This window comes from Agrobacterium sp., assembly GCF_059499945.1.
In genome coordinates this window covers 129979-151166 of the sequence record NZ_JCABZP010000005.1, presented here as the reverse complement: position 1 = coordinate 151166, position 21188 = coordinate 129979, and the positions used below count along the sequence as shown (strand labels likewise).

Below are 21188 nucleotides of genomic sequence, written 5' to 3'. Positions count from 1 at the left end.
CTAAAATGGCTGCTTTCTTTATCGACCGCCCGGTCTTCGCCTGGGTTCTTTCCATCGCCATCATGCTAGCGGGCCTGCTCTCCCTGACGATGCTGCCAATATCGCAGTATCCCAATGTCGCGCCGCCTCAAATCTCGATTTCCGCTGTCTATCCCGGCGCGTCCCCGGAGGACACCTACGAAGGCGTGACGCGGCTTATCGAGGAGGAACTCAACGGCGCGCCGGGAATGCTCTATTACGAGTCGACATCTGATGCATCGGGTTCGATCAGCATCAATGTGACGTTCGCGCCGGGTACCGTTCCGGAGACGGCGGCCGTCGAGGTGCAGAACCGCGTCCGTCGCGTCGAAGCCCGGCTCCCGGCCTCGATCGTCCAGCAGGGGATCCAGGTCGACAGCGCTGGCGGCGGTATTCTGCTGTTGGTCGCCTTGCAATCGAAAAGCGGTGACACCGACGGTCTTTCCCTAGGCGACTATATGAGCCGCAACGTCGCCAATGAACTGCGTCGCCTCCCCGGCGTCGGAAAAGTGCAGCTGTTCGGTAGCGAGCGGGCTATGCGCGTCTGGGTCGATCCGGACAAACTGGTTGGCCTTGAACTGACACCCGCCGACGTGACTGACGCGATACGCGCCCAGAACGCGCAGGTTGCGGCCGGCCGTATCGGTGGAGCGCCGACAGGTTCAGAACGTCGCACGACCGGTTCGCTGCTCATCAAGGGGCAGCTGACATCTCCTGAGGAGTTCGGAAACATTGTTCTTCGAGCTGAGGCAGATGGGTCAACTGTAAGACTGAAGGATGTCGCCCGTATCGAGATCGGCGCAGAGGGCTATGGTACAACGGTCCGGATCAATGGCAAGCCGGCCGCTGGCGCCGCGATTGAACTTGGACCCGGGGGCAATGCTCTGACAACAACGACCGCAATCACGGAACGTCTGGCGGAACTTGCGCCATCATTCCCGTCGGATATTGAATACTCCCTTCCGTATGACACGACTCCGTTCGTTTACCTCTCAATCGAGAAGGTCATTCATACTCTTCTTGAGGCGATGGCGCTCGTTTTCGTTGTGATGTTCATCTTCCTTCAGAACATTCGCTACACACTCATCCCCACACTCGTCGTTCCCATTGCACTGCTTGGGACCTGCGCAGTCCTCCTCGCACTTGGCTTTTCCCTCAATGTGCTGACGATGTTCGGCATGGTGCTGGCAATCGGTATCCTCGTTGACGACGCCATCGTCGTTGTCGAAAACGTCGAACGTATCATGATGGAGGAAGGTCTTCCGCCCAAGCAGGCGACGCGCAAGGCAATGAAGCAGATCAGCGGCGCCGTGATCGGCATCACACTTGTCCTGACCTCGGTCTTCATCCCCATGGCTTTTTTCCCCGGAGCCGTGGGCGTCATCTACAAGCAGTTTGCGCTGACCATGGTCGCCTCCATTCTGTTCTCGGCTTTCCTGGCGCTATCTTTGACACCCGCACTCTGCGCGACGTTCCTGAAACCGATCCCGAAAGGCCGCGGCCATAGCAAAAAGGGCTTCTTCGGCTGGTTCAACCGCGGTTTCGACCGTGCTTCCCGTCGTTATAGCGGTTGGGTCGGAGCACTGGTTCGCCGCAGCGGCCGTGTGATGGTCGTCTACCTGCTGATCGCGGGTGCGACCGGCTATCTGTTTCTCCAGTTACCCTCGGCGTTTCTACCTGACGAAGACCAGGGCACGCTGATGGCGCAGGTGCAGGGTCCGGCGGAATCGACCTCCGCCCGCACCTCCGAAGCTGTCGCCCAAATGGAAAACATCGTTATGGCCGCGCCTTCTGCCGAGCGTGTTGTGGCGATAAACGGGTTCAGTTTTGCAGGTGCGGGCGAAAACGCAGCACTCGTCTTTGTAACACTGAAAGACTGGGCTGAACGCGGTGCTGAGAACACGGCAGAGGCGGTGGCCATGCGTTTCAACGGCGCGTTCACAACAATTAAGGACGCGATCGCCTTTGCGGTCTCCCCTCCAGCAATTTCGGGTCTCGGCAACACCAGCGGCCTGTCGTTCCGGCTTCAGGACCGCGGTGCCTTGGGTATCGCGGCATTGAATGCGGCACGCGATCAGTTCCTTGCAGAGGCGGGCAAGAGCCCCATCCTCGCTGGCGTCATGGTTGAAGGACTGGTCGCTTCTCCCCAAACGGTCCTCACCATCGATCGCGAGAAAGCCAACTCCTTCGGCGTGACGTTTGCCGAGATCAACCAGACCATCAGCATCAATCTGGGATCTTCGTACGTCAACGACTTCCCGAATGCCGGGCGCATGCAGCAAGTTACCGTTCAGGCAGAGGCAAGCAAGCGTGGGGACGTCTTCGACGTCATGAACCTGAACGTTCGGAACTCCGAGGGCGGTATGGTTCCTCTCTCGGCCTTCGCGACCTACAAGTTTTCGACAGGTCCGACTCAGCTTGTTGGCTACAATGGCTTCCCTGCCGTGCGTTTCAGCGGTCAATCCGCACCGGGGTATTCGTCTGGCGACGCCATTGCTGAAGTCGAGAGGATCGCCGCAGAGCTACCGACGGGGATCGGATATGAGTGGAGCGGCCAGTCCCTTCAGGAAATCCAGTCCGGCTCGCAGGTGCCCATGTTGCTGGGGCTTTCTGTTCTGCTGGTATTCCTATGCCTGGCTGCCCTGTATGAAAGCTGGGGGATCCCGATATCGGTTCTGCTGGTCATTCCTCTTGGTGTGATCGGATCGGTCGCGGCCGTCATGCTGCGAGATCTGCCCAACGACGTCTTCTTCAAGGTCGGCCTAATCACCATCATCGGTCTCTCCGCAAAGAACGCTATTCTCATCATCGAGTTCGCCAAGGATTTGCGAGCGGAAGGAAAATCACTGTTCGATGCTTCTGTTGAAGCAGCACACCTGCGCTTCCGACCTATTCTGATGACGTCGCTTGCCTTTACTCTTGGCGTGGTGCCTCTGGTGATTGCGAGCGGTGCCTCGTCGGCGAGCCAGCATGCGATTGGTACAGGTGTCATGGGCGGCATGATCTCGGCAACAGTGCTCGCAGTCTTCTTCGTACCGGTCTTCTTTGCGTTCGTGATGAGGTTCGTTCGCGCAAAGAAACCGGAAGATGAGCAGCAAGAAACCATCGAACGCGATGTGAAGCACACAACATAAATACGCCGTCGGGCGGTTGGCTAAAAAAGCTGACCGCTCATTTTTTGCGTCCGATACACGGGCATGATGAGGATATCGATGTGAGTGATAGATTTGACAAACATTTCTTCCGACCAATTGTGCTGGCTCTCACGGCCGGTGTGAGCGGATGTGCAAACATGCCGCTTGAGAAGGGACTTGGGCTCTCGTCTTATGACGCTATGACGAAAGCGGATTCGAAACAGACACACGCGGAAATCCGTGTCGACCGCGACTATCTTGTTCAGGCCAAGACCATCAAAATTGTCCCTACGACTGTTTCTCAAAAAGCAACCGCGATGGTTCAGAACCCGGCAGAACAAGCGCTGGTCGCCAATGCCATCGATCGTGCATTGTGCACGGCCTTGAGCAACAGGTTCACCGTCGTAAAAGCGGATCAACCCGCTGATCTGGAAGTTCGCGCCTCTATCGTCGACGTCAAATTGACCAATAAAAGCGTTGCTGCCGTCGCGACCGTTTCCTCCCTTGGCGCGTCCGCGCTGTCGCCTGTCCCGGTCCCACGTTTGCCGTTTGGATTGGGTGGGCTCGCCGTGGAAGCCGAAGCGAAGAGCCCGGACGGCGTGCAGCGAGGAGCGATAGTATGGGCGCGCGGCGCCAATGCGCTTACGAACAAACCTAGGGTTTCAGCAGTCGGTGATGCCTATACGCTCGCCAGCAGGTTCGGCTCGGATTTCGGCCGCATGCTGGTGAAAGCTCAAGACCCATACAAGGGGATGGCCATGCCCACCGGGCAGGATATTAAATCGAGCCTTGGAGGCGCCCCCAAGTTTGAGGCTTGCGAAGCCTTTGGCCGTGCTCGCGGATTAACAGGGGTTCTCGGCGACCAGATCGGTCTGCCACCGGGATGGACGGACAAGGGCGGACAGGAAAATCAACAAGGAGGCACTATGGCACTTTGACCAGATGGAACTGCCTGGAGCCAGACTTACGCGTGTGGCTCCTTCATGGGGTAAAACCAGTGGCGCTATCAGAGTTCCGATTAGTCTGTCATTCTGTGCGCAAGGGACAAACTCGTGAACACCTACCCGAGCATATCGCGTGCCGGACGGGAACCGTGACACAAAGACCAAGGCCTAAGCGGATTCTGGTCACGCGCATCGAGAGCCCGCAGAATTTGTAAACAGGTTGCCTGTTTCGGATTACTCTCCGGTGGCGGAAATCCCGGCATCTTACCGACCGGGCAATCCGATTCTTTGCAATCACGGGCCGTCGCGTTCGCGCACTGCTGGAGCAGTGCTAGCTAGTGGATGCTACGCAGTCTAATCGCACTCTCGCTTCTAGCCCTTCTTCTCCCGAGCCGAAACCACCAGATCGAACACCTTGAAGCAAAATTTGCAAGGTGCGGACTCGCGGTAACTCGTGCGAAGCGTTTCAAATCGTGCCTCAACGGGTGGGTGAACAGGAGTGATAGACAGCAAAGTTACAGAGCGCGAGTGACGCGTAATGTTCCTGCAATTCAGATGCTCTAACGCTGATTTGAGGGTGTCTCGAGCAATCTCGGCGGGGCGGCAAAACACTCCGACAAACTTTGTTGGGCATGTGAAGTTTGCATCGCAAATCTACAACTCGCAGGCAGGTTCCCGTCTGACACAAGGTCGATTGTCCTCCAGCGATCGCCCGGCTGTCTGGGGATCTGCAATTGCCGTTGAGGGGAATATTCGTTCGGCATGGGAATGGGAACCATCTTAGTCGTATGACCTTGGGCTACCCGGGGAAGTCGACCAATTCATGAAAGACGGGATATGAAACAGAACGGACGCTTTACTCAACGCTTCAAGGGGGCGGTTTTAACGGGAGCTATCCTCTCGGGAGCCATCGGCGCAGCGCATGCAGCAGACATGGCCTATGAGACACCACCGGCGGCACCAGAAGAGGCTGCCCTCGACAATGCCAGATCCTGGGCTGCGAGCATCGGCGTCGGGGCGCTTGTTGCTCCGGAATACGAAGGTAGCGACAAGTTCAAGGTCTCGCCGATACCGCTGATTGATTTGCGATGGAAGACCGGCTGGGTTTTCGCCGATGAGCTGTTTATCTCGACTGAAAAAGGAATCGGGGCGAACCTCTTCACTTACGGTGGCTTCAAGCTCGGTGCGGCTGGTAACTACGACTTCGGTCGCGATGAAGATGACGGTGACCGCCTGAGGGGCTTGGGTGATATTGACGGCGGCGCCACAGCCGCCGTGTTCGCATCACAGTCATTTGGTGCATTCGAAGTGAACGCAGAGTTCAAACATTATTTCGAGGGCACTGAAGGCAACACCGTGACGGTCGGAGCGGCTTACGGTTTCCTTCTCACGGAAAAGTGGGGCGCTAAGCTTCAGGCATCCGCCCAGTGGGCCGATAGCGACTATATGCAAGGCTATTTCGGGGTGTCATCACCGCAAGCTGCCCGTTCGGGCCTCGCGCAATACGATGCCGGCTCAGGTTTCAAGTCGATCGACATCTCGGCCGCTGGAAACTATCAGTTCACGGAAAAGTGGTCTCTTACCCATGTTCTCGGCGCCAAATTCCTTGTCGGTGACGCCAAGGATAGCCCGATTGTAGAGCAGGAAGTTCAGCCCTACGCTGTACTCGGCGTTTCCTACAAATTCTGATTTTTATGAGACGGGTTTGGTGTTCCAAGCCCTTCTTTTACAAATGCTGAGTCTCCCTATTGGGGAGCAACGGAAGCGATTTTGTGAGGCGCGATGTAATCGCTTAACGGACCGGCGACATGATGTCGTCGTACCTCTCTGGACGTGGCGGCTCTTACCCCATTCGCCACGTCTGGAGAGGAAACTAATCTGCATCAGCCAGCGTGAACCGCAGCTTACGAGAGGGAAACGTTGAATAAACGTCGGTAAAACTGCATTTTCGAACTCACGAATCAATCGAATGTCCCGAAAAAACTTTCATTTGACCCGTCCTAGACAGCCAGTTATGTGGGTGTGCTCTTGAAACCCGGGGCCCACAAATCCTGATCTTGTTCAGCCATGCGGAAACTGACGGCAGGCTTGCCTACCAAGTGGATATCTCCCCAGTCTGCACTTTTCCAACACCTTGCTCGATGTAAAACCACAAATATGGTTGAAAGGCGCTGAGACAAGCAGAATATCTATTGCACGCGGTCGTCCGCTTAAAGTCCTGTCATCTCTACGGTTCTTCGACAAATTGTTTGCCACGTGAGCGCTCTAAGCGTCAGCTTCCCCCTTCTACCCGTCTGAGGCGCGACATGTACTGGAACCGATCAGCGGGATGGGCGGTGACAGTAATCTCAACCATGTCGTTGCCCGAAAAAATACTGACGCGTAATTTCCAGTGCGGGGCACAGCCAGCGACATCCTCATCATAGATGAGGCCGCTGTAGCCAACACGATTACCAAAGCGACATCTGTTATCAAAACACAATTCCACGAGCTAACCTCGCAATATTGTGACTCCTTTGATAGGAATCGCACCTACATAACGCCTATCTTTCTCAAGTACTTGCGTCGTCCCGCTTCACCCCTGTTCATAAGCAACGGGTAAAGCTTACTCATGAGCCATGGAAATGCGCCACCGACGCGTCCCATTATGCTATCGCCATAGGGTACATAGATTTCCAGACGTGGTTGCTTCAGGGCACTTTCATAAGCCTTGGCAACATCGTCTGCCGAGACTGGAACGCCGAGGAAATTAAGCGCAGAACCGCCACTGGTCGCTTCGTGCCGCAGCATGGGTGTATCTACCCCAGCGGGAAAGATACCGGTGACGTGGACGCCCTTCGATGAAAGCTCATCTCTTATTCCCCACAGCAGACCCCTCAACCCAAACTTTGAAGCTGAATAAACGGATGAGCCTTTGACTGCTACGATACCTCCCATCGATACGGTCGCAATTATGTGGCCATGTCCGGCGTTGGACATACGTGTCGCGAAGCTCCGGATCAGAAGAGCCGCGCTAACAAGGTTAACCTGGAGGAGATCGACCACTGATTGCCGGGGCGTTTCTGCAAAATCCCCAATCAACATCATGCCGGCATTGATGGCGGCGACGTCTATGAATTCTCCGTTTTCAATGAGATCAGTGCAGAAGGCTGTAACCGCTGCTATGTCGCGCAAATCCAGCTGGCAGACCGTAGCGCCGGGATACTGTGCTGCCATTGCCGCAAGCTTTCCGCTGTCGATGTCAACCAACACCAGTCGAAATCCCTTCTTGTGAAACCGCGCGGCGATGGCGGATCCAATGCCGCCCGTCGCCCCCGTGATCAGGGCAGTTTTACTCATTGGGTCATCTCCTGTTTGCTAGAGTGCATGTAGTGGATTTTTATCAGATCGGATATCGTGGATTCGTTCGAACTGCCCCTTGTCTTTCGTCGGACACTTTGGAAGCTGTTGTCATCGAGATCGGGCCAGCCGAGTTTTCTTCGTAGTTCTGCCATCAATTTCACAACCGTTTCCGTGTGGACGTAATTTGTGTGACGCGGGCTATCGACGTAGACTTTTCCGCCCCTCAGGTCGGTCATGTCGTTAGCGCGCAGGTTATCGAGCCATGCCCGATGGGTGCCCGTTTCGGCTGCATGGATGTCGGCGACAATCAACTGTGCCATGTCGTCGAAACGGCGATATGTTGCGTCCGCAAAGTCTCCGAATCCCATGATGTAGAGGCCTCGCAGCTTGCGGTGCATGATGTTCAGATAGAGCTGGGGTCGGCCCTCCTTCCAATCGAACAGATCTTCGGGAAAGAACGGCATCTTATAGTCGTAACCGGTACAGAACATCACGATATCGATCTGCTCCCGTGAACCATCCGCAAAGACGACCTGATCAGCGTCGAATGCTCTGACGTCGCCCTTGGCTGTCACGTCACCGTGAGCGAGATAATGCAGGATCTGGGTGTTCATGATTGGATGGCTGGAGAGCGCATCATGGTCCGGCTTGGGTAAACCGAGGCGTGTGAGGTCTCCACTCAGGGTGTCCAATAACCTGTTGACGTCCGCGGTGAGCGGGACACCTTTCGGCGGCAGGACTGTGCCGCTCCTCAGGACGTCGGTCGGAATTCCGAATACGTGTTTGGGAACGAAACGATAGCCGCGCCGCACGCTGAAGAATGTTTTGTCCGCAGCCCTTGCTGCATCGCAAGCAATGTCGACGCCCGAGTTCCCGGCGCCGACAATCAATACTTTCTTGCCTCGAAATTCCGTGGGCGATCGGTAAGAAACCGAATGGCGGATTTCGCCAGCGAACGTTGCTTTGCCCGGCACGCTGGGGACGCGTGCGTGCCACGTCACGCCTGGGCAGGCCACGACGCCGGCATAATAGCGGACTTCTCCGGTTGAAAGTTCCACACGCCAGTGCTCGCCCTCCGGCCGTGCACTTGTTACCGCCGTGTTGAAGGTGATGTCTTCGTAAAGCCCGAAGGCATCAGCGAATGATCTCAGATACTGATGGATCTGGCGACCTGAGGGATAATCGGGATAGTGGTCGGGCATTGGAAAGCCATAGAAATATGATGTCCACTTCGACGATATGAAATGGACGCTATCATAGAACGGCGTTCCGGGATTGTCGGCATCCCATATTCCCCCCACCTCGCTGTGACGCTCAAAACAATCAAAGGGAATACCTTCCTTCTTGAACGCTCTCGCCATAATCAGACCTGAAGGACCGGCGCCAATAACGCAATATCGATGAGTGTATTGCGTCGCCACAGCGGTTCGAATATCGCTGTGGCGATAAGTCGAGCTTGCTATCTGCGCATACGCGTTGGGATGACGCTTCTTGAGCCAAGATGCATAGAGCAAGGCAGCTACCACGAGAGGCAGAAAGAGCCACGGCAGGTTATTCACCAGAGCTGAGTTACTGCCCGTTATCTGACTATAACTCCTGAAAATCGCTACCAGGAACACAGACATTCCACCCGCAGCAACAATCGGCAGGATGCGCGTAGTCCAGAGGTTGCCTCGACGAATTTGGTGAAAGAATCCGACGACGGCCAAACTTGTTGCGATCTGCATCGCGATAATGCCGATGGTGCCAAGTCCGATCATTCCGGAGGCGATCCCCACATACGGGGCAGCGCCCAGGAGTCCCAGCCCAAACACCAGTGTCACCTCAAGCAACGTCATGGCAACACTGCCGACAAACGGGGCATGGTGATCCGCGTGAATCGCGGCCAAGGGAGCCGGCAACAGCTTGTCCGATGCGAGCGCGAAGAAGTAACGGCTCGCCGCATTGTGGATCGCCAGATAGCTTGCGAGGATCGAAGCGACGAGGAAGACACCCATGACACCTACGAGCCAACTGCCACCGTAGGTTTGTGCCAGGGTAAAGGCGAAATTTCCGGATTCCTTTGCGGCAAGTGCTTGAACTTCTACCGATCCCGCAGCGCCGATAATCAGCCATATCGACATTGTGTAAAAGACGATGATGATACCGAGCGCGGTGAACGTGGCGCGCGGGATCGAACGCCGTGGATTGTGTGTTTCTTCGCCATAAAGCGCCGCAGCCTCAAAACCGATAAACGAAACAACAGCAAAGGGAATGACGGCTCCAATGGCAGATCCAGTCAGATGCGGCAGTGACCATACCTCCATTGGCAAGGCGGCCAGCCCCTTCTTGAGGATCACGCAGATGTCGAAAATACCGAGGATGGCGAATTCGGCCGCCATGAACCAGACAAGAACCCTTGCCGAAAGATCCAGTGAGCGGTAGCCGAGAAAGGCCACCACGACCATGCCGATGGCCGCGCAGCCCATCCAGGGGACTTCAAAGCCGAGTTCCCGAGCGAGCAACGAAGCGAAGTAGCCAAAAGCGGCAGCCGATCCTACCGAATAAGTCCCATATGCGAACGCGGCCGCGTAGGCCGCCACAACCCCTGCAGGCCTACCAAGCCCCTGCCCGACCTGGGTGTAGAACGCGCCTTGACTGACGATCTCCCGGCTCAGCGCCGTATAGCCGACGGCGAAAGCCATCAAAGTGAGACCGACGAGGATATAGGCGAAGGGCATAGACAAGGCCCCGCCTGTCGAGAGCCCCAATGGGGCGTTACCGATAATAGCAGCAAGCGGCGCTGCCGCTGCGATTACCAAAACGATCACTCGTCCCGTGGTTATCTTCTTCTTGCTGCGGCCACTTGTTGGATATTTCGCTGAATTTGCCTCTGCCATTTTTGTGGGTTCCCAGTTTATCTACACGTTGTTTCGTGCTCTATTAAAGCCGAGCATTGATCGAATTTTTAAGCATGTCAATAGTCGATCAATGCTCGACTTAGATCGGTAGGGGTGAGAAATGGCAAAGAAATCCGACAGGACAGACGGCGGCGTAATTACAGCAATCGAAGATGCCGGTGGCCGCTCGGAGCGACGAAGCCCAGGCCGCCAGATGCGGAGCAGGGAGAGAGTCGATCAAATATTAAGCGTGGCCGAGGAGCTCATTTCCGCGCACGGATACAACGGATTGAAGATGCGAGAAGTGGCACGCATCGCGGATCTTCCGATCGCTTCTATCTACCACTATTTCCCGTCAAACGCAGCAATCCTCAGGACACTGACCGAGCGGCACCTAAAAGAGCTGCGCATTGTGATCGCGGCGAACCTTGACAGCTATCTCAACCTCGACTTGCCTACACAGGACGTGCCGACGGCGGTCAAACTGGTGGTTCGAGCGGTTGCCGATCATCTCCGTGCTTCACCGTCGACGACCGCCCTTTGGGATGCGTTGCGTGCAATACCGGAACTGCGAACACTCGATATAGCGGATACGACCGCAACTGCTCGATTGCTTGCGCCTTACATTTCGCGCGCGGCGCCCGGCATTGCTGCTGATCGAATTGGCGACTTCAGCGCGATTTTCGTTGTCGCAATGCAAAGCAACCTTACAGTGATCATGCATAATCCTCGCGATCGCCAGAAAAGGCTCATAGACGCGCTGGAAGATTTCGCCGCCACTGCCATACGTGGTTTGCAGGCGACTGTCGCGGATAGTTGATGGGTTCGTTTCAGGCGGCACGCCACATAATCACCCCTGGAGCACCTCGCAACCCGATCACCAGCACGGAGAATATCGCTCCTCCGTGCTGGCTTCCTTCATGCGTATTTAAAACTGAACGGCATAGGAGACGCCAAGTCCGAGAGCCCAGTCAGCGTCGGCCTTCGCATCGTAAGTTGCGCCCGCACTGACGGCCTGCGAGCCGGCCGTCAGATAAGAGATCGCAGCGCCGATCCCGAATGTTCCGATTTTGGCCTTGTATTGTGCGCCAAGTCCCAGAGTCCAGGTATCGGTTGTAATGTCGGCACCGGTACCTACGCCTTGATCCCAGGTGATATTCACCGTCCCGGAAACCGTGTCGGAAAAGTCGTGACCTACGCCAAGCTGAACTGTGTACCCGTCTTTGTAATTAAAGATTTTGTTGGCAGTACCCAGACCCGGAACATCATATGAAAATTTAGGAAGCACGCTCCAATCCGTCCATGCTACGGAACCGTATACGAGCCAACTAGGCGCTACGCCCGTCTGCGCATAGATCTTCAATGATTGAGGGAGTGTCCCTGCCCCATTGGCAGCCATGGCATCGGTAATGCCGTTCGCGATGGCGAGATCCGAAGGCGTGTACATCCCCTTTCCCTCGTGGTGAACCTCGGAGCGATAAATGACCTGAACACGCATTGCATATTCCGGAATATCATAGGCAACACCTACCCTGTAGCCGATCTCGCCATCGTCCTTGAGATGAACAGAGCCAATCCAAGTGTCTTCTTTGTAGTCAAAGGTCTCAAGAAATGCGCCGCCGATCAGATGGAGGTCTCCCGGGCCGACGGCGAATCCGACTTTGCAGGTGGCGCCATACTCATCGGCAGAAAACTTCATCTTAGAGGTTGGATTAGGAAACGGATCACCTAAACCGATAGCGGTGACAAATTCCGCATTCTGCGCTGCATCGCTGTAAGTCGCTGATCCACCGAATGGCTGAGTGTAGGTGAGTGTGCAGGATAGATTGTCCCCAATCTTGGCACCGATCGCCAAACTGGGCACGAAAAACGCATCTGAATATGGTTTGTCATTGACCGGCTGCCCCATCAGTTCCGAGTAGTCTCGACTGGGAGAAACATAAATCAGTTCCGATGCGGCGCTGAATCGGCTGTCATTGAAAAGAATGTCGGTATTGGCCTCGCCGCGTGAAAAACCGCCTGCCAGAGCTGGAGCACCGGCAGAAGAAAGCGCCAGTGCTGTTGTTAGGACAAGTCTTTTCGTGAACTGCATTGCATCGCTATTCATTCGGTCGTTCCCATTTTTATTCGTTGTTGAATTTTTCGTAGCGGCACCCCTCTTCCAATCGGACGCCGGATTGGAGGGGCGCGAACCGAGGAAGCAATGAGTGTCTTGACGATTGGCCTGCTACTACCGCTGCGTTGTGGCGGGACTTCCGACCTTGTCTGCCCCACCGCTGCTCGTCTCGTAACTCGGCGGTGCCGGAGCCAGCTTCAGACACAAGCGTGTGGCGCCCTAGGTCCTGCCCATATCCAGCGGTAAACTGATAATCGGAAAAGACTGGACATCATGCATGCTGAATTCCCTCCCGCTCTGGCTCGCTTCCCCCTCGGAAGCCGCGAATTCCTAGGTGTTCTCCGACACCGGTTTCTTCCGAGAAAGAAAGGAGATTCACATCCTGAACCAGAGGTCAGGATATGATTGCAGCGCGGCACAGCAATGGGGAAGGAGGCCAAAAACGTGTCAATTCCGGCCAACTCAACGTTGGCCCAGACCCTTCAAATGTCCTGATGATGTACGCGTCCTGGCGTGTGAAACTTCGGCGTTCGTCGCCGTCAAAGACCCATCATTGGCCGGAAATGACCGTTCTCACAGGTTTTGCGGAACATATCCTTTTTTTGTCTCCCCGCTTTCTGCGATTTGTTGCGGGGACCATTCAAAACAAAAGGGAACATGCAATGTTGACCGGAAAATTGATGCTGACCTCAACCTTTCTAGGACTTTTGGTCTCAGGCGCATCCGCTGCAGAGTCGATCGAGGGCAAGTGGAAGAATGGCCCCGTGGAAATCATCACGATCAAGCCGTGCGGCAAGGAGTTCTGCCTGACCATGACGACCGGAGAGTTTGCCGGCAAAAGTATCGGGAAGCTAAGCGGGAGCGGTGCAAACTATGCCGGTGAGATAACCGACCCTGAAGACGATAAAACCTACAGCGGAACTGGAACGGTCGACGGCAACGTGCTGAAGCTCAAGGGCTGCGCACTGAGGATTTTCTGTAAGACGGTGACGTGGGATCGCCTCTAATGTGATGCCGCCGGGAAGCGACTTCCGGCGGCAAATTTGTTGGCCGGGCGAGTCCATAGCTCCGCGCTGCGCATCCGCTCTTTCTCAGGTGCCCGCCAAGGCTTTTTCAATTTCAGGCAATTTCGGCATGGACTTGCGCAGGATCCACAGGACAATGGGTTTCGGCAAGACGTGGGCCAACCGGATCAACCAGCGCATCGGCAAGGGAAACAGGTAGTCGCTTTTTTCCTTCGCGAGTGCGTACATGATATAGTCCACAGCCTTTTCCGTGGAGATTTCCAGGGGGGCGGGCATTCCGTCGTTGGCAGTTGCCTCCGTGGCGACGAATCCCGGATAAACCGTCGTGAAACGAATGCCATAGCGCGCAAATTCCACCCGGCACGTATCGATGAGCAATATCGCAGCGCCCTTGGCCGCCGAATAGGGACCTTGCAGTGGCACGCCTAAAAAACCAGCCAGTGAATTCGTGTGTCCCACACAGCCTCCGCCCTGACGGACCATTTGACTCAGGGCCGGGAAGAGGTAGTTGACCACGACATCGTAATTGGAGCGCATATAGGCGTTAACTTCAGTCGCGCTCATGAGGCGCATGTCGAGAGCCGGTGCGCCTCCGGCGTTCAAATAAACCATGTCGAGCCGTCCGTGACGCGCAACAGTAGCCTGTACCACCCGAGCGGCTGCGGCTGCGTCGGTCGCATCGGCGGGTATCGCCAAGCATTCTCCACCTATGGCGTGGATTTCGTCAGCAAGCGTTTCAAGGCGCTCTGCGCGCCTGGCGGTAACGACTACCTTTGCCCCTTTGCCTGCCAATCTTAACGCCAGTGCCCGCCCCATGCCGGAAGACGCACCGACGACTAAAATGACCTTGCCCGCAAACTGCATCCTTGCGCCTCCCCTTAGGTTCTCCGACTGCGGCGCTGCTCCGCCCAGCTACAATAGTGATCCGCCATCGTCTTTTCGAACGGCCGATAGACAACGCCCAATTCCTTTTGACTCCGGGCGTTATCCAGAGCGAAGCGAATGCCAAGATGATTGCTCATATATTCTTGTGTCAATCCAAAGAGGGGACCGATCAGCCTGACGATGAAATTCGGGATCTGCCAAGACGGCAACAGGTAAGGCTTCGGGTGGAATTTGCGCGCGTGACCAGCGATGTCCAGGAAGGTCCTTGTGTGAGCTTCGGACAGAATATAACGCCCTTTGGCCTCCAGGTTCAGCGCGGCCCGAATATGGGCGCCTGCTACATCGCGAACATCCACGCAGGCCAGGCTGAGGTCCGGCATGCCGTAAAAGAAGTATCCTTTGAACATCTCGTCCAAAAGGAAAAGAGAACCTGATTCCGAGGCCGGGGTGAGCGACGGGCCAAGGATCAACCCGGGATTTATCATCACCAAGCTCCAGCGATTCTGCTCAGCGTGAATTTTCCAGGCTTCTTTTTCAGCAATGACTTTCGAGTAGTGATACGGGTTGTTTTTGACGTTGCTGGAGGTGTTGAAATATTCCTCCGCGACCGTGTTGTTCCGCATTGAGCGTACGTCGATATAATCGCCGAAAATTGCTCCGATCGTCGAGGTCATGACCACGCGCCGGACACTCTCCGTCCTGTTGACGCTTCCAAGAACATTCCGGGCACCATTTAGCGCTGGCTCGACCATCTCTGCTTGGCCGTCCTTGATCTTTTCCGGTAGCTTGAACGGAGAAGCCACGTGAAAAACGATACTGCATCCAGCCATGGCAGGATCGAAAGAGCCAGCGCTCAGAAGGTCCGCTTCGAATAGTTTCAGCTTGTCCGGAAACTTCCCTTGTAGGTCTATGAGCGGGCGCACTTTGCCCTGATTTCCAATGCTCCTGACGGTCGTGTGCACCGTGGCGCCCGCTTCGAGCAATTGTAAGATAAGATGGCTGGCGACGAAGCCGCTTCCCCCGGTGACAAGCACAGTCTCATGCATTGCGAACCCCTGTTATTATCGAAACGACCTCAGCATGCTGTTGGACAGTGTCGCAGCCATGCGTCTCCCTCTCTGGCCAGATCAAGAATTGGCTGAGAATCAAAGGATCGACCGACCCGCAGATAACCCCGCCGAAGGGACGGCCACTGCTGCGGTCGGACCGACGTCAGCGTGTGTTGCGCACCCCGGCTCGCCGCAAGTCGGCAACCTTTGGATAGCCGTTCACCGCCATGAGCAGATCGGTTTCGGCCAGAATGGAACGGAGGTGATGAGCAACACCATCTGTCCCGCCTGCCGCCAAGGCATAGGCGTAGGAGCGACCGATCCCGACGCCCGTCGCGCCCATGGCGAGAGCCTTGGCAACGTCAGTGCCACTTCTCACCCCGGAATCGAACAGAACAGGCATGTCCGGGACTGCAAAAACGATATCCTGAAGCATTGAAATTGCGGCGACGCCGCCATTTGCCTGACGCCCTCCATGGTTGGAGCATTGGATAGCATCGGCTCCTGCATCGGCGGCGCGTCGTGCGTCGTCCGGATGGCAAATCCCTTTCAGAATGATCGGAAGGTGCGTTGCTTCGCGGATCCATTTCAGATCATCCCAGGTCACGATGTGACCGAACACATTGACCCACTCGTAGATCGCCGCCGCCGGGTCCTCGGAAATTGGCTTCTTCAAACGCTTGAGAAAATTCGGATCACTGAAGTAATTTGCTAGGCAGAGACCGCGCAACTGCGGAAAATTCGCGGCGTTCAAATCGCGCGGTCGCCAACCTGTCACCCAGGTATCGAGGGTTATGACAAGGGCCTCGAAACCCGCATTTTCCGCCCGCGAGATGAAGCTGAGCGCAAGATCGCGGTCGCGCGGCGTATAGAGCTGGAAATAGCCGGGAGTATCGCCGAGTGCCTTGGCAACCACTTCCATAGGGTCCTGCGACAGAGTCGAAGCCATCATCGGCACGCCTGTTTTCGCAGCCGCCTCTGCAATCCTCACGTCGCCCTGATTGTCGCTCGAGCAAAGTCCAATCACTCCGATCGGGCTGAGAAAGATAGGCGCCGGCAGGGTGCGACCGAACAGGGTCACGCTCAAGTCGCGCTTGTCCGTGCCGTTGCACATGCGTGGTACAATCCCATAGCGACTGAATGCTTCCACATTGTTACGTTGGGTAAATTCATCGCCGCAACCACCCGCGACATAGCTCCAGACGGAAGGCGACATGGCCTCCCTTGCCCGTTCTTCCAGCGACGTAAAATCCACTGGGAGCGCTGGCATTTTGCCGCTCAGTCCGGCCAGATAGATTTCGTTTTGGAAGTCCCCGTAATTTCGCTGCATCGTCTTTCCTCCCTAAAAACCCATTTTCCGTTCAATACCCGGCTTTCATGATCGAGCGCTCGCCGCGAAGATGGCGCGCGGCCGCATCTTTCTGATCCTTGCGCAGCCGCCCATTGGCGATAAATTTGATCAACCACGGGATGCGCTTCACTCTTTCGCCGGTGCTTTGAGCAAGGACAAAGCATTCCGCACACTTTTCCAGGATCTCGATGTTGAGAAGCAGCCGCTCCAAGCCCATACCGAAACAAAGGGCAGTGTCGTCCAGGCAATACGCATTGGCCCCATTAGAAAGGGCCGCCAATGGTCGATTTTCGGTAGACTGCAGTCCGACACGCCTTGCTTCGACACCGAGGTGCCGAACCTGCTCGTCGAAGACTGCCGGCAGAGACAGATCCAGCCGTGCCAAGGCGGACGTCCAGGTGAGGCGGCCGGCAGCGATAGCACCTACATCTGGACGCGCGGCATAAATACGGTGATGCAAATCCTTTGGGGCATCCGTCAGGTTGGTCCATTCGAAATGTTCCGGCACGTCCCGACCGGATTCGATGTGCACGCGCACGAAGACATTGCGTTCCGGAATACGCTGGGAAAGGACATCTCCGGGCTTTAGCAATCCTTTTCCCGCAAGCCGTGCCGCCGCAAGACCGAGCGTGTTTTCGATGAAGGAGTTTTCGACCATCTTCAACATATCACACCAGACGGAAAACAGCGTCGAACCGCTCGAGGGCGTCATCGATCACCTCGTCCGTGTCCGCCATGCTGGTGTAGATGCGGCTACCCGCGAGCGTCAGGATACCGTGGGCCAGATAGGCCGCCCCCATTTCTTCCATCAGATGCTTGCGGGCATTGGCCTCGCGCATCAGCTTGATCGGAGTTCGCATGCTCATCAGAAGGACGGCCGAGGTCTGCAGGTGCACGATGGAGCCCATGTTGTAAACGACATAGGGAAGACCGAGACGTGTGATGATCTCCTTCAACCCTTTGGCCAATCTGTCGCCAGCACGCCCCGCCAGTACCGGCGCATTGGTCTTCGCCATCTCCTCGATCGCGTAGTAGCCGGCCACGCACGAAAGCGGATTGGCAGAAAGCGTGCCCCCGACGAAAGCACGCTTGCTCGACGTACCGATGCCGCCAACAAGCGTCATCATGATGTCTTTCGCACCGCCGATGCCACCCGCCATGAGATAGCCGCCGGTAAGGCACTTGCCGAATACCGTTAGATCCGGTTTGACGTTGAAGTAGCCCTGCGCACCGCCCATGCCGACGCGGAAGCCGGTGACCACCTCGTCAAAGATGAGCAACGCGCCAAATTCGTCGCAAAGCTTACGGACCTCGCGATTGTATTCGGGTGTCACCGGGCGCGTGCCGCTTTCCGGCCCCAGTGGCTCGACAATGACTGCGGCGGTGCCGCCACGAATACGGTTCAACATGAGTTTTCGCCGCAATGTCCCGAGTTCGTTTGGGAAGACCTCCTGCGTGTAGGCCGTCGCCCCTTTCGGAATACCTGTTGCCTCACGCCGTCCGGTGCCCGGAACCCGCATGCCGTAGACCATCTGGTCGCTCCAGCCATGGTAGTCGCCGCCGACTTTGATCACCCACTTCTTGCCGGTGTGTGCTCGCGCCAGACGGATTGCGCCCATGCAAGCCTCCGTACCAGAGCCTAACATGCGAAACATCTCGATGCCTGGCATGTGCTGACGGATGAGTTCGGCCAGCTTGAATTCGTATTCGTGGAGCAGACCGGTCACCGGGCCACATTCGTCGATAACCTGGTGGGCCTTTTTGCGCACCGGGAGGTAGTTGGAACCGAGCAATGTTGGTCCCCCAGCCTGCAGGAAGTCGATATAACGATTACCGTCGGCGTCCCACATGTAGGGACCATCGACTTTTGCTGCGGCGATGGGGAAAGGATAGTTGAAGGCAAGATTATGCTGGACGCCACCTGGAATGACTTCCGAGGCGCGCTTTGCCCAAGCCTTCGAGGTCGGGCATTTCTGCTCGAAATAATCGAGTATCTTCGGCATGTTCGCTTTGGAAATACCGCGCGGCGGCTGAGCGAGCAGAGCGTTCAGCCGGTCCATGAGCTCATTGTTGTTGGGCCAGGCGCTGATACCGTAGGATGTTTTTTCAGTCGTGCGAGCTGCCATGTTCATTTCAGGCTCCTTTGGTCCCAGCCTTGTCCAGGACGTTCAGGAGGAACGACTGGAACTGCTTGTCGAGGTTGGTGCGTTTTGCGATGCGGCTGCGAAGATGGAACGCGGCCGCCGCCTCGATCCCGCGGATCATGCTGGCGGCGGCCTCGAGGTTTTCGCCGGCGCAGATGACACCGTGGCTTGCCAGCAGATAGGCATAGACGTCCGGGCGTAGCGCCTTCTCGAACGCCTTGGCCAACATGCCCGTACCGGACGGTTTGTAGGGAATGAGCGCAATGTGGGGGCCGAGGTTTGCAGGGTCGCTTCCAGGCGGCCATGGCAATACCTCATGGAAGAGTGCGACGGCGCTCGCGATGGGCTGATGCGTGTGAACACTGGCGCGGCGGGATGGATGCATTTTCAACATGCGCGCATGAAGGCCGCGTTCGATCGTCGGCGTCTTTTCACCTTCGACTACCTCAAGCGTATCCAGCCGCAGGACCGGCACGTCCTCCGCGCGGATTGAATAGTAGTCGGTCGCTGAAGGCGTCACCGCCATCAGATTGTCGCTGACGCGTACGCCGATATTACCGCCTGTCCCGGCAAAATAGCCGTTGTCAGCGAAGTAGCGGCACCTGTCGGCGATCTCTTGCCGTTCCGCCATGAAGTTAGCCATGGTTCTTGCCTCTCGTGCCATTCAATCTCTGATAGAGCGGTGCCAGACGTCGGTGCAGCTCGGTGAAAATTCCAAACCTTTCGTTGTAGAACTCACGCGCCGCAGGATTGGGCTCGTAGTGCCGCTCGATCTCAACATGCCGGACCGCTTCTTCGAGGCTTATCAGTCCAAGGCCGTGAGCCCCGATGAAAGCGGCGCCACGGGCATTTGCCTTGACCGGATCGCGCGGCTGCCGGATTGAGACATCAAGAACGTCAGCATAGATCTGGCACCAGGCATTCGACATCGCGCCGCCGCCGATCATGGTGATTGCCCCCGGTCGGCGTCGCATGAAGCGATTGATCGGCTTCATCATCCAGCGCGTATTGAGTGCGACGCCCTCAAAGACGCAGCGCACAATCGTTTCGCGATTGTGCTCCATACTGAGATTGAAGATGCCGGCCCGAAGGGACTGGTCGTCCACAGGGCATCGCTCTCCAAACAGCCAGGGGAGATACATTGCACCGTCGGCACCGATTGGCATGCGCGCAGCAATCTCGTCCAAGACCCGATAGGTATCTGCAGAGGGTTCTGCGTCGATTAGGCCATCGTCGTGGAACACGATCCTGTCCTTCAGAAAGGCAATGTTGTTTGCGCCGCTCGACTGCATCGCGATCATCAGGTAGCGCGATGGAACGGCGCAGGGAACCGAACCGATCTGATCGAGCACACTCGTTTTCTTGAAAGGGACATGCGCAGCAATCCAGGAGGAGGATCCCACATAGAGGTGGCAATCGTAGTCTGTAAGGGTTCCGGCGCCGAGAGCCGCCGCAGTATTGTCAATTGCTCCGGCTACCACCTTGGTGTTTGTGGCAAGCCCCAATGCCTCTGATACCGCCGGCAGGATTGTTCCGATCACGTCAGTACAGCGCACCAGGTCCGGAAATTTGGACTTGTCGATGCCGCTCATGGCAATGAGACCGTCATCGTAGCGGATGTTGTCAACGTCCCGATTGTCCGTAACCCAGGAGGTCAGGATCGAATCCTGCGTTGCAACGAAACGCCCCGTCAGGCGCAGATTGACGTAATCTAGGACGTTGAGGAACTTGTATGTCTTGTCATAAACATCTGGAAAGGCGTCGCGGATCAAGAGCATATGGCCAGCGGGATCCTTCCCCGATAAGGCCGGCGCGCCACCACACAACCTCAACCATTTCTGAAGCTTGATCGCGTCGTACCCGGCGACCTTCAGAGAACTGCGCATCTCTCGCTTGAGATGCCGTGCTCCGCGCATGTCGAGCCATAGAACCGCGTTCATCAGAATGCGCCCATCCCGGTCTACGGCGACTGTCCCCTCACCTTGTGTAGATGAACAGATAGCGACAATATTTGAACGCGGCACACGGTCTAGCGCCAAGACTTCGCGGGAGGCCTCTAGAAAGGCATTCCACCAGTCGTCCGGGTTCTGCTCCGCCCCGATAGTGTCGACGACGGCGAGCTGTACAGGACGGAAAGCCCAGGCCACCACCTCGCCGAAAATGGACACAAGGCCGACTTTGCAGCCGCTGGTGCCGAGATCGATCGCGAGTATGTATTGGTCGGACTTTCCCATAGCCGCCCTCCGCCTGACCAACTGCACTAGCTGGCTAACAATTTCTTGAAGGGAAGATAGCGGTGGA

At 56.4% G+C, this 21188-nt stretch carries 15 protein-coding genes; 5 read left to right on the top strand and 10 right to left on the bottom strand.

Annotated elements, in window-relative coordinates; genetic code table 11:
• Positions 1-5: 5 nt before the first annotated feature.
• From AC5I5B_RS05930 to AC5I5B_RS05920, 3 genes are all read left to right on the top strand, one after another.
• A complete protein-coding gene (locus AC5I5B_RS05930) occupies positions 6-3152 on the top strand; it encodes a multidrug efflux RND transporter permease subunit (protein WP_495752485.1) in 3147 nt (1048 codons plus the stop codon).
• An 80-nt stretch (positions 3153-3232) separates the two neighbouring features.
• Complete coding sequence (locus AC5I5B_RS05925; protein WP_495752484.1) at positions 3233-4090, top strand: DUF3313 domain-containing protein; 858 nt, start codon at positions 3233-3235, stop codon at positions 4088-4090.
• An 843-nt stretch (positions 4091-4933) separates the two neighbouring features.
• Positions 4934-5785, top strand: coding sequence for a MipA/OmpV family protein (locus AC5I5B_RS05920; RefSeq protein ID WP_495752483.1), 852 nt, complete (start codon positions 4934-4936; stop codon positions 5783-5785).
• 843 nt (positions 5786-6628) lie between these two features.
• On the opposite strand, the gene AC5I5B_RS05915 is transcribed toward AC5I5B_RS05920, so the two are convergent.
• A complete protein-coding gene (locus AC5I5B_RS05915) occupies positions 6629-7435 on the bottom strand; it encodes an SDR family NAD(P)-dependent oxidoreductase (RefSeq protein WP_495752482.1) in 807 nt (268 codons plus the stop codon).
• Positions 7432-10317, bottom strand: a complete 2886-nt coding sequence (locus tag AC5I5B_RS05910) for an amino acid permease (protein WP_495752481.1) — start codon at positions 10315-10317, stop codon at positions 7432-7434. The genes AC5I5B_RS05915 and AC5I5B_RS05910 overlap by 4 nt, the downstream gene beginning before the upstream one ends.
• Before the next feature lie 121 nt (positions 10318-10438).
• On the opposite strand from AC5I5B_RS05910, the gene AC5I5B_RS05905 reads away from it, so the two are divergent.
• Positions 10439-11137: a TetR/AcrR family transcriptional regulator gene (locus tag AC5I5B_RS05905; RefSeq protein ID WP_495752480.1), complete on the top strand. Its 699-nt coding sequence runs from the start codon at positions 10439-10441 to the stop codon at positions 11135-11137.
• Between the two features lie 108 nt (positions 11138-11245).
• Here AC5I5B_RS05905 and AC5I5B_RS05900 read toward each other — a convergent pair whose 3' ends face one another.
• Positions 11246-12424 carry an OmpP1/FadL family transporter gene (locus tag AC5I5B_RS05900; protein ID WP_495752479.1) on the bottom strand — a complete coding sequence of 393 codons (1179 nt, stop codon included), beginning with the start codon at positions 12422-12424 and terminating at the stop codon, positions 11246-11248.
• A gap of 671 nt (positions 12425-13095) precedes the next feature.
• Between AC5I5B_RS05900 and AC5I5B_RS05895 the strand changes: the two genes are divergently transcribed.
• The gene (locus AC5I5B_RS05895; RefSeq protein WP_495752494.1) at positions 13096-13440 is read left to right on the top strand and encodes a DUF2147 domain-containing protein; all 345 of its coding nucleotides are present in this window, start codon (positions 13096-13098) and stop codon (positions 13438-13440) included.
• Between the two features lie 84 nt (positions 13441-13524).
• Here the strand turns inward: AC5I5B_RS05895 and AC5I5B_RS05890 are convergent, their stop codons facing one another.
• The 7 genes from AC5I5B_RS05890 to AC5I5B_RS05860 form a co-directional block, all read right to left on the bottom strand.
• Positions 13525-14322: an SDR family NAD(P)-dependent oxidoreductase gene (locus AC5I5B_RS05890; RefSeq protein ID WP_495752478.1), complete on the bottom strand. Its 798-nt coding sequence runs from the start codon at positions 14320-14322 to the stop codon at positions 13525-13527.
• Between the two features lie 14 nt (positions 14323-14336).
• On the bottom strand, positions 14337-15389 hold the full coding sequence (locus AC5I5B_RS05885; protein ID WP_495752477.1) for an NAD-dependent epimerase/dehydratase family protein: 1053 nt from the start codon (positions 15387-15389) through the stop codon (positions 14337-14339).
• 166 nt (positions 15390-15555) lie between these two features.
• Positions 15556-16722 (bottom strand): alpha-hydroxy-acid oxidizing protein, encoded by a 1167-nt coding sequence (locus tag AC5I5B_RS05880; RefSeq protein WP_495752476.1) that lies wholly within the window; start codon positions 16720-16722, stop codon positions 15556-15558.
• Between the two features lie 31 nt (positions 16723-16753).
• Positions 16754-17455, bottom strand: a complete 702-nt coding sequence (locus AC5I5B_RS05875; protein ID WP_495752475.1) for a class II aldolase/adducin family protein — start codon at positions 17453-17455, stop codon at positions 16754-16756.
• Positions 17412-18875 (bottom strand): aspartate aminotransferase family protein, encoded by a 1464-nt coding sequence (locus AC5I5B_RS05870; protein WP_495752474.1) that lies wholly within the window; start codon positions 18873-18875, stop codon positions 17412-17414. Before AC5I5B_RS05870 ends, AC5I5B_RS05875 begins: the two co-directional genes overlap by 44 nt.
• Before the next feature lies 1 nt (position 18876).
• Positions 18877-19530: a class II aldolase/adducin family protein gene (locus AC5I5B_RS05865; RefSeq protein WP_495752473.1), complete on the bottom strand. Its 654-nt coding sequence runs from the start codon at positions 19528-19530 to the stop codon at positions 18877-18879.
• Positions 19523-21121, bottom strand: a complete 1599-nt coding sequence (locus AC5I5B_RS05860) for a xylulokinase (protein ID WP_495752472.1) — start codon at positions 21119-21121, stop codon at positions 19523-19525. Before AC5I5B_RS05860 ends, AC5I5B_RS05865 begins: the two co-directional genes overlap by 8 nt.
• Positions 21122-21188 lie beyond the last annotated feature (67 nt).

What these genes read in the sequence shown, in the direction of transcription:
- AC5I5B_RS05930 (WP_495752485.1), top strand. Translation starts at nt 6, where the DNA reads ATGGCTGCTTTCTTTATCGACCGCCCGGTCTTCGCCTGGGTTCTTTCC.
- AC5I5B_RS05860 (WP_495752472.1), bottom strand. Translation starts at nt 21,121, where the DNA reads ATGGGAAAGTCCGACCAATACATACTCGCGATCGATCTCGGCACCAGC.
- AC5I5B_RS05875 (WP_495752475.1), bottom strand. Translation starts at nt 17,455, where the DNA reads ATGACGCCCTCGAGCGGTTCGACGCTGTTTTCCGTCTGGTGTGATATG.
- AC5I5B_RS05870 (WP_495752474.1), bottom strand. Translation starts at nt 18,875, where the DNA reads ATGAACATGGCAGCTCGCACGACTGAAAAAACATCCTACGGTATCAGC.
- AC5I5B_RS05895 (WP_495752494.1), top strand. Translation starts at nt 13,096, where the DNA reads ATGTTGACCGGAAAATTGATGCTGACCTCAACCTTTCTAGGACTTTTG.
- AC5I5B_RS05915 (WP_495752482.1), bottom strand. Translation starts at nt 7,435, where the DNA reads ATGAGTAAAACTGCCCTGATCACGGGGGCGACGGGCGGCATTGGATCC.
- AC5I5B_RS05920 (WP_495752483.1), top strand. Translation starts at nt 4,934, where the DNA reads ATGAAACAGAACGGACGCTTTACTCAACGCTTCAAGGGGGCGGTTTTA.
- AC5I5B_RS05890 (WP_495752478.1), bottom strand. Translation starts at nt 14,322, where the DNA reads ATGCAGTTTGCGGGCAAGGTCATTTTAGTCGTCGGTGCGTCTTCCGGC.
- AC5I5B_RS05905 (WP_495752480.1), top strand. Translation starts at nt 10,439, where the DNA reads ATGGCAAAGAAATCCGACAGGACAGACGGCGGCGTAATTACAGCAATC.
- AC5I5B_RS05865 (WP_495752473.1), bottom strand. Translation starts at nt 19,530, where the DNA reads ATGGCTAACTTCATGGCGGAACGGCAAGAGATCGCCGACAGGTGCCGC.
- AC5I5B_RS05910 (WP_495752481.1), bottom strand. Translation starts at nt 10,317, where the DNA reads ATGGCAGAGGCAAATTCAGCGAAATATCCAACAAGTGGCCGCAGCAAG.
- AC5I5B_RS05885 (WP_495752477.1), bottom strand. Translation starts at nt 15,389, where the DNA reads ATGCATGAGACTGTGCTTGTCACCGGGGGAAGCGGCTTCGTCGCCAGC.
- AC5I5B_RS05900 (WP_495752479.1), bottom strand. Translation starts at nt 12,424, where the DNA reads ATGAATAGCGATGCAATGCAGTTCACGAAAAGACTTGTCCTAACAACA.
- AC5I5B_RS05880 (WP_495752476.1), bottom strand. Translation starts at nt 16,722, where the DNA reads ATGCAGCGAAATTACGGGGACTTCCAAAACGAAATCTATCTGGCCGGA.